Origin of the sequence: Streptococcus sp. SS-4456 (assembly GCF_036680365.1) — a bacterium.
In the GTDB taxonomy this organism is placed as follows: Bacteria; Bacillota; Bacilli; order Lactobacillales; family Streptococcaceae; genus Streptococcus.
The window spans coordinates 17359-27401 of sequence record NZ_JAVIHI010000028.1 but is presented as its reverse complement, the minus strand read 5'-3'; the positions used below and the strand labels follow the sequence as shown (position 1 = coordinate 27401).

General features: G+C 45.2%; 13 protein-coding genes and 1 pseudogene. 2 read left to right on the top strand and 12 right to left on the bottom strand.

What is annotated here, in order from left to right:
- On the top strand, window positions 1-59 hold a 59-nt coding region (locus tag RFK25_RS11770; protein ID WP_443035555.1), incomplete at its 5' end, for an IS3 family transposase.
- A 94-nt stretch (window positions 60-153) separates the two neighbouring features.
- On the opposite strand, the gene RFK25_RS08210 is transcribed toward RFK25_RS11770, so the two are convergent.
- The 12 genes and pseudogenes from RFK25_RS08210 to truA all read right to left on the bottom strand — a co-directional run bounded on the left by RFK25_RS08210 (window position 154) and on the right by truA (window position 9386).
- Window positions 154-603 (bottom strand): Rrf2 family transcriptional regulator, encoded by a 450-nt coding sequence (locus tag RFK25_RS08210; RefSeq protein WP_332412894.1) that lies wholly within the window; start codon window positions 601-603, stop codon window positions 154-156.
- A gap of 9 nt (window positions 604-612) precedes the next feature.
- Window positions 613-1242: pseudogene (locus RFK25_RS08205) on the bottom strand (NAD(P)-dependent oxidoreductase).
- Between the two features lie 184 nt (window positions 1243-1426).
- Window positions 1427-2638 carry an NADH:flavin oxidoreductase/NADH oxidase family protein gene (locus tag RFK25_RS08200; RefSeq protein WP_332412892.1) on the bottom strand — a complete coding sequence of 404 codons (1212 nt, stop codon included), beginning with the start codon at window positions 2636-2638 and terminating at the stop codon, window positions 1427-1429.
- Window positions 2631-3500, bottom strand: a complete 870-nt coding sequence (locus RFK25_RS08195) for an SDR family NAD(P)-dependent oxidoreductase (RefSeq protein ID WP_332412891.1) — start codon at window positions 3498-3500, stop codon at window positions 2631-2633. Before RFK25_RS08195 ends, RFK25_RS08200 begins: the two co-directional genes overlap by 8 nt.
- Window positions 3493-4338 carry an alpha/beta fold hydrolase gene (locus RFK25_RS08190; RefSeq protein ID WP_332412887.1) on the bottom strand — a complete coding sequence of 282 codons (846 nt, stop codon included), beginning with the start codon at window positions 4336-4338 and terminating at the stop codon, window positions 3493-3495. The genes RFK25_RS08195 and RFK25_RS08190 overlap by 8 nt, the downstream gene beginning before the upstream one ends.
- 26 nt (window positions 4339-4364) lie before the next feature.
- The gene (locus RFK25_RS08185; RefSeq protein ID WP_332412885.1) at window positions 4365-5366 is read right to left on the bottom strand and encodes an NADP-dependent oxidoreductase; all 1002 of its coding nucleotides are present in this window, start codon (window positions 5364-5366) and stop codon (window positions 4365-4367) included.
- 79 nt (window positions 5367-5445) lie between these two features.
- Window positions 5446-5877 (bottom strand): Rrf2 family transcriptional regulator, encoded by a 432-nt coding sequence (locus RFK25_RS08180; RefSeq protein ID WP_024375959.1) that lies wholly within the window; start codon window positions 5875-5877, stop codon window positions 5446-5448.
- A gap of 120 nt (window positions 5878-5997) precedes the next feature.
- Window positions 5998-6762: a hypothetical protein gene (locus RFK25_RS08175; protein WP_332412882.1), complete on the bottom strand. Its 765-nt coding sequence runs from the start codon at window positions 6760-6762 to the stop codon at window positions 5998-6000.
- Between the two features lie 104 nt (window positions 6763-6866).
- Entirely contained in the window at window positions 6867-7430 is a 564-nt protein-coding gene (locus RFK25_RS08170) for a TIGR01440 family protein (protein ID WP_332412880.1), read from the bottom strand.
- Window positions 7417-7896: an ECF transporter S component gene (locus tag RFK25_RS08165; protein ID WP_332412878.1), complete on the bottom strand. Its 480-nt coding sequence runs from the start codon at window positions 7894-7896 to the stop codon at window positions 7417-7419. Before RFK25_RS08165 ends, RFK25_RS08170 begins: the two co-directional genes overlap by 14 nt.
- Entirely contained in the window at window positions 7886-8647 is a 762-nt protein-coding gene (locus tag RFK25_RS08160; RefSeq protein WP_332412876.1) for a bifunctional hydroxymethylpyrimidine kinase/phosphomethylpyrimidine kinase, read from the bottom strand. Before RFK25_RS08160 ends, RFK25_RS08165 begins: the two co-directional genes overlap by 11 nt.
- On the bottom strand, window positions 8637-9386 hold the full coding sequence (gene truA, locus RFK25_RS08155) for a tRNA pseudouridine(38-40) synthase TruA (protein ID WP_332412874.1): 750 nt from the start codon (window positions 9384-9386) through the stop codon (window positions 8637-8639). Before truA ends, RFK25_RS08160 begins: the two co-directional genes overlap by 11 nt.
- A gap of 172 nt (window positions 9387-9558) precedes the next feature.
- Here truA and RFK25_RS08150 point away from each other — a divergent pair, with 172 nt between their 5' ends.
- Complete coding sequence (locus RFK25_RS08150) at window positions 9559-10017, top strand: Fur family transcriptional regulator (protein WP_172083387.1); 459 nt, start codon at window positions 9559-9561, stop codon at window positions 10015-10017.
- Window positions 10018-10043: the final 26 nt, after the last annotated feature.

The following is a 10043-nucleotide window of genomic DNA, read 5'->3' as shown; positions in this document are numbered from 1 at the left end:
TTAAAGAAAAACTAAAAGGACTTAGTCCTGTTCAGTACAGAACTAAATCCTTTCAATAATATTTTTTGTCTAACTTTTTGGGGTCAGTACACAACTGTTTTTCAGTCACTCTAAGTCTTTTTTTGTATGTGGTCATTGTGAAAAGATGACAATTTAAGTCCTTTTCGCTTTTTCTTCAATGGCTTTTTCTAGGTCAACCAGGACATCAGACATATACATGGTTTTCAATTCTTTCTCCATAGCTGTCTGGACTTGGACGAGTTTGTCGTCCACAGCAGCATGGATATTCCCCCCCACGATACAGTCGGGATGGGGATTTTCATGAAAGTTGAACAAGCCTTTTTTATCAATATTGTCAACCGTAACAAAGATGTCATAAAGGCTAATGTCATCAAGTGGCTTTGCTAAACGAAAACCGCCGCTACCCTGCTTGGAATCTACAATTCCCGCATCCTTCAAACCAGACAGAACCGAGCGAATGATAACGGGATTGGCTTGAATACTGTTTGCCAAAATCTTGCTGGTGACACGTTGCTGGTCTTGAAAGAGATGGATAAAGGCCAAGGCATGAATGGCAATGGTAAATTTATTTGAGATCTGCATAACAACCTTTTACTCACTGACAAGGCTGATACGTGCTTTGAGATGATCTCCCGATGCAATCTCGTCAATCATACCAATAGCATAATCTGCATAGGAAATAACGCTTTCTCCCTTACTATTCAAGACCAACTCTTCACCGCCAAGAATATAGCGACCTGTCCGTTCGCCGTCTGCTTGGAAATCACCTGCCGGGCTTACATAGGTCCAGTTGACATCATCTACTTGACGAAGGGCCTCAAGTGCTTCCTTGTGAGCATTTAGCACAGGCAATACTTCCGCTGGAAACTCTGTCACATCTGCCACAGTCAAGGTACGCTCTGGATTAACATACAGGCTTGCTGCTCCACCAACCACAAGCAAACGTGTTTGTGAATCTTTTAGGATAGCCGCCAAATGTTTGGCTGCATCAGGAACCATATGGACAGTGTCTGCTGTCTAGGCACCTACTGCATCCACTACCGCATCAAAGCCAATCACATCATCGGCTGTCAGGTCAAAAACATCCTTTTGAAGAACCTGCTGTGCGACTGTCTTATTTTCACCACGAACGATGGCCGTTACTTCAAAACCACGTGCGACCGCTTCTTTCACAATCAAGCTACCTGCTTTACCGTTTGCTGCTACTACCGCTATTTTCATTTTCTTTTCCTCCGAAATGTTTTTTGTTGTAAAATGTTTTGTTACAACTTTACGTACACTAGTATATCCTAAACCCCAATAGTTGTCAATAGTTTTGTTACAACTTTTTTCAAAAATTATCGGTAGGTTCATTTATCGTAGAAAAAAGATCTGAGATGGACTCTCAAATCTTTTCTAGTTTATTCTACTTCCTCCTCGGTTTCAAGGCTGACAGGCCGTGTGCCTTGACGGTTTGGAGAAGATAAGGCCAAGCGTTTTGACTGACGATGACAGATTTTCCCTTGGCCAAGCGTTTCATCTGGGCCTCGTAATAACTGACACCGATAATGGGACCAAGAGCCTTATCCAGTTTTGGAAGACCTGTTGTTAGGCGAGGCGTTGTCAGTTGCAGATCACCGACTTGACGGTAATCATTGACAAGACTTGGACGAAGGACAAAGGGTCTGGCAAGACCAATCATGGATACACCATCCTTGATAGCCTCCTCCATCTGAGTGACTTTTCGGAAACCGCCTGTTGAAACAATAGGAACAGAAGTCAAATCTGCTAGAGCAAGGGCGTAGGTGACAAATCCAGCACCATTCTCATATTCACTACCAAAAACAGGTGTCTCATAATTACCACCTGAAATTTCAATCAGGTCAATACCTAAATTAGACATGGTTTTCACCACATGCTTACAATCTTCAAAACCAAAGCCCTCTTCCTTAAAATCAGAAGCATTCAATTTCAAGGCGATGGTAAAATCTGGTCCCACTTTTTCACGCAGACCTTGATAGACTTCCACCAAGAATCGCATACGATTGTCCAGATTGCCACCATAGCGGTCCGTCCGCTGATTATCTGCTGGCGAGAGGAATTGATTGATCAAGTAACCATGTGCAGCGTGTAACTGTACACCTGTAAATCCTGCTTCTTTTGCCCGAAGGCCTGCTGCAATAAATTTATCTCTAGCTTCTTTGATGTCAAACACGGTCATTTCTCTCGGTGAACGAAAGGCTGAAGCTGAACCTCCAGAAATCGGAATGGCACTGGGTGCAATCGGAGTTTGATTGATTGACCGATACATCTGTTTGCCAGGCTGATTGAGCTGGAGCCAGATAGGCACACCATTCTTTTTCCCAACGGCTGCCCATTTCCGAAATTGATCCAGATGATCGTCAGAATCAAGGACCACATTGCCCGGCTCACCAAGGTAGCGGCCGTCCACCATGACATTACCTGTCACTAAGACACCCATTCCCTGCTTGGCCCAAAAATCATATAAGGCAATCAAATCATCTGAGGGAGCTCCCTGACTATCTGCCAGGGTTTCGCTCATGGCGGATTTGAAAAAGCGATTATCTAAGACCTGACCATTGGGCAGTTGGAGGTTTTCTAGCAAGATTTTAATCACCGTAGCTCTCCTTAAATATTTGATTTTTCTTATCAAGATAGGCTAGTAAGGCTTGGCTCTTTGCCATATCAAAGCCTTTCAAGCTGACCTTAGCCAACCTTTTCTCTGCAAAATAGCGACCTGACTGCCCAGCCACCTCTGGTGACAGGCTTAAGTAGTAACCTGTTTCAATCCCTTGGTCCAAATCCTTAGAAAATGGTTTCATCAGACTGGTGAGAATCCGACTTCTCAGGTTGCGTTTGACCCCATCATTGCCCAAATTTGTCGCAATCAAGCCAGGATGGTAGGCATTGACAGTCACAGATGACCCTTGCTTTTCTAAGGCCTCTGCCTGAGCAATGGCCAGCCAAATAGTGTAAAGCTTGGCATTATTGTAAGCCATGGCTGCAGAATAGCTCTGCTCTAAACCAAAATCCAAGCCTCTGGTTTGTGCAAAATGGTGCATGAAGGAAGAAGTGTGTATGACCCTGCCTGCTGCTTTTTCCAGCAAGGGCAGCAACTCCGTCGTCAAGATATAAGGAACTTGAACAGACAGCATAAAGGTCATCTCGATATTTTCTGCTGTCGCCACACGAGCATCCCCAAAGTAAGCACCCGCATTGTTTAACAAGACATCAATCTGCTCAAAATCGCGTTTAATTTCTTGGCTGAAACGATAGACATCTGCTAACTTGGAAAAGTCTGCAAGGTAGCCGTGAATCTTTTTATTTCCTGTTTTTAGTTGAATATCACTGAGAGCTACACGGAGCTTTTCGCTATTTCGCCCGTGCAAGATTACTTCATGACCTTCACTAGCTAGTTTCATGGCTAGGTGTTTGCCAATCCCATCCGTCGATCCTGTGATTAAAATGGTTTTAGGCATTGGTTTCCTCCAAAAAGGCTAGTAAGGCTTTTGAAAACTCTTCTGCATTTTGGAAGATCGAGCCGTGTCCTGCATTGGGATAGATGATCAGTTGGCTATTTTTGATCTTCTCATGCATGGTATAAGAATTTTCTGTTGGAACCTGCATGTCCTTATCACCGTTGACGATAAGAGTTGGTTGGGTGATAAAGGTCATGTCATCTTGAGGCTCTCTTCCCCAGCGTTTAATAGCTTTCAGCTGGGGCAAAAATCCTGGAACATTCATGTCCTTGTCTGCATGAGCAGCACTTCTTTGCCCCATACGACCCAAGACTTTTTCTGCCTCCAAACGACCTGCTTCATCATGGTTGTAGAAGATGTAGCGTTTTGGATCCACACGCTCTAAACCAGCCTTCAGCATGTAGCGGAAGGTTTTTCCAGTCACCTTATCGACTTCAAAACCACCACGAGGACCTGTACCTGCTAAAATCAAGCGATTGACCAGCTGACTATCCAGACGAACGATTTCTTGAGCAATAAAACCACCCATAGACAGACCGAGCAAATTGATTTTCTCATGACCCAAAGCCTTGATAATGGAAACGGCCTGCTCAGCCATTCCTGGAATAGTCGGAGCCACCTTGCCCTGACTAGCTCCCACGCCAGGAAGGTCTAGGACAATCACATGGTGCTTTTCAGCCAGCAAATCCAGCAGTTTGGGATCCCAGTTGTCCAAGGTGGCCGCTAGGTGAACCAGCATGACCAAAGGAATGTCAGACTTGCCCTTGCTGAGCTCACGATAGGCGATTTTATTGTTTGAAACGGTGATGTATTGGTTTTTAGTTGTAATATAAGACATGACTTTTCCTTGTATATTTTATTATTTTAGTTGAAACGGAGGACTGTTTTTCCGCGTGAACGACCGTTGGCAACCTTATCAAGTGCTGCGTTGACTTCTTCAAATGGATAAACGGTATCGATTGACGGTTTGATTTCGAGCTTGCTGAAAATGTCTGCTACTTCTTGCAGCTGGCGACCATTGCTCTCTACGAAAATGAAATGGTAGTGAACACCGTATTTTTTAGCCATTTTGTCAAATGAACGACCAGCTAGGCCAAACAAGATTTGTTTCCATTTTGGCAAATTCATGCGTTTGGCAAATTCACCATTTGGCATGGCACGAAGGGAAACCAGCTGTCCACCTTTTTTCATGATGGACATTTGTTTTTCCGTTTCTGCACCGCCAAGTGTGTCCAAGACATAGTCAACATTGTTAAGTGTTTTGGTGTAATCTTCTGTCTTGTAATCGATAAACCGGTCTGCACCCAATGACAACACCCGCTCTGCACTTGCCCCATCACCATTTGTGATAACGGTCAAGCCTTTAGCTTTGGCAATCGGGATAGCCATACCGCCGACACCACCAGTTCCACCTGAGATGAAGATGGTCTTGCCAGCTTGCGCACCCATGAGGTCAAGGGCCTGCATGATAGTCAAGGCTGTCAAAGGAACAGCAGCCGCTTCTTCATCTGTCAAGTAGGCAGGAACCTTAGCAAGAGCTTGAGCGTCAACCGCTACATACTCAGCGAAAGCACCGATACTATCAAGTGGAAGACGACCGAAGACACGGTCACCTGCTGCAAAATTGGTTACAGTTGTGCCGACTTCTTCAACCAAACCGACTACTTCATTTCCAGCTGTTTGTGGCAATTTGTAAGGGACAATCAATTTCACATCTCCGCGTGAAATCATGTTATCCAATGGATTAACGCCTGCTGCGGTCACTTTGACAAGGACTTGGTTAGGCTTGATTTGTGGTTTAGCAATTTCTGTAAGGTTAAGGGTGATATTGTTTTTGTTATAAGATATGTGTTGTGCTGCTTTCATGTTGTTCTCTTTTCTATTCTTTGGTTTGTTCCTGTATCACTTACAGGTCTATGTTTGGGTTTATAAAATCTGACCTCGGTCAGATTCGGGTTTCTTGTGCGGATTGATAGAGATTATCAATCACATTATCTAAAGATTGACGACTGAGTTGATTTTCCAGTTCTTGTTCAACGCTGGAAAAGATGGGAACCATTGCGCCTTCTATATGCTGCCCAACCGGACAAGAAAGATTGGCATTCTGGTGTATTTGAAATAGACGAATATGCTCCACTTCTTGCGTCGCAAGGTAGATCTCCAATAAGCTAATATCCTTAGGGGACTTGCTCAATTGGTAGCCTGATCGTCCTTGGTGTGAAGTGATTAAGCCTGCATTTTTCAAGAGTGCAATCACCTTGCGGATGTAGCTGGCATTGGTGCCAACGCTCTCAGCCAAGGCTTGCGAGCTAAGTATTTCCTTACTCTCACTGATCATGGTCAGTATATGAAGGGCTACTGAAAACTTTGTATCCATTCGTGCTCCTTTCTGTTCTTGTATCACTTACAAGAACAAGTTTATCATAAGCTAGACTTCTTGGCAAGTCTTTTGCTTGATTTTTTTAAAACAAAGCATTCGACCAAGAAGTCGCTCGTCTTACATACGTTTGCCGTTTAGGACGAAAGGCAAGGTTTTTTCTATATGATAGGCGTGGACTGCGGAGGCGTATTGTACCACTTCTGCATTCAACTGCGGAGCTAGGTTGGCATAGAAGGCCTCTCTTGCCGCCTGATCCGCAAAACCTAGGATGATGGAGGCATGAAGGTGGTCTTCCTTAGGATTGTCATGGGCAACATTTGGAGTATTCCAAGTCGCTTTATTCCATGGAAGATAGACCTGTGTCCGTACTTCCGTTACCCCAGAGATTGTCGCCAGTTGACTGGCTAGTCCATCTTGAATAAATTTTTTGAAGCTGCCGCTCTTCACACCATCTTTGCGACGGAAGTAAAGAACATCACGCAGTTGGGTTTGGACCTGAGTACTAGTATGGTACCAACGTGATGAATAAGGGAAGCCCATGTGCATCAAAGTCCGACGGAAAACATTGACCTCATCTTCAAAGGCAAGGGCCGTCTGACGGCGTCCGCCTATTGGTGCCAATAACTTTTGATAGGTCACTTCCGCAATGCCATCAATCCGACGGTCTTCTGGAATAGCCGTTTCCAAGCCTGTCGCTTTCGGCCAAAAACTATGCTCTGTCTCACTCAAATGTTGCTGGCGGTATTCTAATAGACCCGGTGAAGCTGCAATAATCTGTGCATGCCCGCCACCCCAGTAGTCCATTCCCTCTTGGCGTGCTTTATCCTGACGCATCCATAATAAAATGGATAGTGAAAATCGTTGTTGGTATCCTTTTGTCATATTTTCTCCTTTTGTTCTTGTATCATTTACAGGAACAAGTTTAGCATAAGCCAGACTTCTTGGCAAGGATTTGGCTCAAAAAAATCACAACCGATTGGTTGTGACTAATTCTTCCGTATCTTGTCTTCTTGATAGGCCGCACGGGCTCCGCCGATTAGTTTTGGGCGGCTGGCAAGGGCGGTAACATGAGCCTGACCAATCTCACGCAGGCTAGGTCTAATCGGAACTTGGACGTGCTTGATGTGCATGCCGATAGCTGTGTCGCCGATGTCTATACCAGCCTGAGCGGTGATAAACTCGACTTCCACCGGATCCTTCATATACTTGAAGGCCGCCAACTGACCTGAACCACCTGCATGAAGGGTGGGTAAGACATTGACCATTTCCAATTCCTTCTGGATTGCCAATTCCCGCTCCACCACCAAGGCACGATTGAGGTGTTCACAGCCTTGGACAGCTAGATAAATACCTTTTGGCTCCAGAATTTCCAAGATGGTTTCAACAACCACCTCACCAACTTCCAGACTGGAGTTTTTACCGATATGCCCACCAATGACCTCACTAGAAGACAAACCAAGAACAAAAATTTGTCCCTTTTGAAGATTGCTGAGTTCTAGGACTTCTTGCACAACGTGTTGGGTTTGAACTTTGATTTTATCGAGTGACATAGCCAATAGCTCCACTTTTCTCTACTAATTTAGCTACTGCAAACCCTAAGCCCATCCCGACAAAGTTTTGCATGCTATTGCTTAGAACACTTTCAATGGCTTTGAGGTCATTAAAATAAATCCGAGATGCTAGGTAGTAGCCCCCAACCATAGAGAGCGTCGCCAAGACTAAACCGAAAATCCGTTTCTTGCCTGTCCATCCCGCAAAATAACCCTGAGCTCCGTGGAAGACTAGACTAAAGAGTGCCCACTGGGGATAGCCTAGCAAGAAATCTATCAAGAGTCCAGACAAACCGCCGACAATGGCTCCTTCTTTCTTGCCCAAGTAAAAGGCTGTAAAGTAAACTCCCACATCCAAGAGTGTCACAAACCCAGAAGGTGTTGGCAAATGGAAGTGGGCCAAGACCAAGCTCAAGGCTGTTAAGATGGCTAATAATACTAATTCCTGTGTTTTTTTATTTCTCATATTGAATCACCCCGTAATCATCTGATTTTTCAATCGCTACATGGACAAAGTGCTTGGACAGTCTGACTGCCTCTAAAGGATCTTGACCCAGCAAAAGCTGACTGGCAATGCTGGACGCAAAGGTACAGCCTGCCCCTACATTATTTTCTGACAGCAGAGGCGACTGGAGCACCACCACTTCCTGTCCGTCATAGTAAACATCGATCGCCTCTGAGCCCCCCAGGCGATTGCCTCCCTTGATGACCACCGCCTTGGCTCCCAAGTCATACAAGGCCACTGCCGCCTGCTTCATCTCCTCCACTGTTTTGATATCTTTTTGGAGCAATAGCTGAGCTTCTGCCAGATTTGGCGTGATCATGCTGACATAGGGAAGGAACTTCAAGAGTTCATCTCGCAATTGGCTGACCTCAGTATCATGCGTTTCCTTGCAGACCAAGACCGGATCTAAGACTACAGGAATCTCCTGGTGAGCCTTGATAAACTCCAAAGCCTGCTCTGCTATGTCCACCGTGGGAAGCAAGCCAATCTTAATCGCAGAAAAGGGTACATCCTTCACACTAGCCAGCTGCTGGGCAAAGACCGCAGCCTCCGTCGGAATGACCTCGAAACCTTTTTCTGTCATCGCTGTCAAGCAAGTCACCGCCACAAAGCCATGAAGCCTATGAACAGTGTAGGTGGTCAGATCCGCATGGAGGCCGCCCCCGCTGAAAATATCATTGCCCGAAAGCGCCAAAATATACTTAGTCTTCATAGATAATCTCCTTTAGATAGAGGCCGTTGCCCGCCGCAGTCGGACCCGCCAAACCACGATCCTTTTCTGCCAAAATCCGCTTAATCTGCCCAACAGGCATGCGACCGTTACCAATTTTCAGTAAGGTGCCAACCATATTCCGCACCTGCTTGTACAAAAAGCCGTTTCCTGAAAAGGTGAAAATCAAGAACTGCCGCCGCTGGTCGTACTCCATACTTGCTACCGTGATGGTCCGCACCTTATCCTCCACCGAGGTCCCTGAAGCCGTAAAGCCTGTGAAATCATGGGTCCCCACCAGGTCCTGAATGGCTTCTTCTATCAAGCTCAAGTCCAAATCATAGGGATAGAAGGTCGCATAGTGCCGCATCATGGGATTCTTGGGTCGCCCGATATCAACCAAAAACTCGTAGGTTTTGCTGTGCTTGGCGTAGCGGCAATGAAAATCATCCGCTACCTGCTCCACACTGACCACATCAATATCCTCAGGGGTTTGAGTATCTAGGGCAAAACGGAGCTTCTCAGCATCTCGACTGCCAGCCAAGTCAAAGTGAATCACCTGACCATAAGCGTGCACTCCTGCGTCCGTCCGACCTGCTCCATGAACGGTTACTGGTTGGCCGCTGTTCAATCTTACTAACGTTTTTTCGATTTCTTCCTGAACTGTACGGGCATGGGGCTGGCGTTGGAAACCAGAAAAGTCATGTCCGTCGTAGGAAATAATTGCCTTATATCGTGTCATGTTTTGATTGTAGCACAAGCAAACTTGCAAATACAAGCCTATAAAACAACAACTGTCCTAGCACAGATATCTACCCTCCTATTAGATTGACAGAGCTAAGAAAATACACTATAATGAAAACAGGAATTGAAATTTAGAATTGTTATTATTACATCGTAGAAAGGAGGGAAGCATGACCCACCATCATAGTAGTGACCATCAAGCGGATTTTGACCACGTCATCCAGCACCTTAAGGAAAAAGGAGTTCGTATCACTTCGACTCGTAAGGCTGTTGTAGCCTACATCATAGAAAGCGATGACCACCCGAGTGCTGAGATGATTTACCAAGATCTTCTACCAGACTACCCAGGAATGAGCCTAGCTACTGTTTACAACAATCTGAAACTTCTGTTGGAAGAAGGATTTGTAACAGAAATCAAACGAACCAATGATAATACGACCTATTATGACTTTATGGGCCATGATCACCTCAATATCATTTGTGAAGTGTGCGGAAAAATTACAGACTTTATGGATATCGAACTACCTAGTCTGAAAAAAGAAGCCCAAGACCAGACAGGTTACAAGGTCACAAAAGAGGTCCTAGCTATCTATGGTATCTGTCCTGATTGCCAATCTAATATAGCATAGACAAGAATAGCAGAGCGAAATATTTC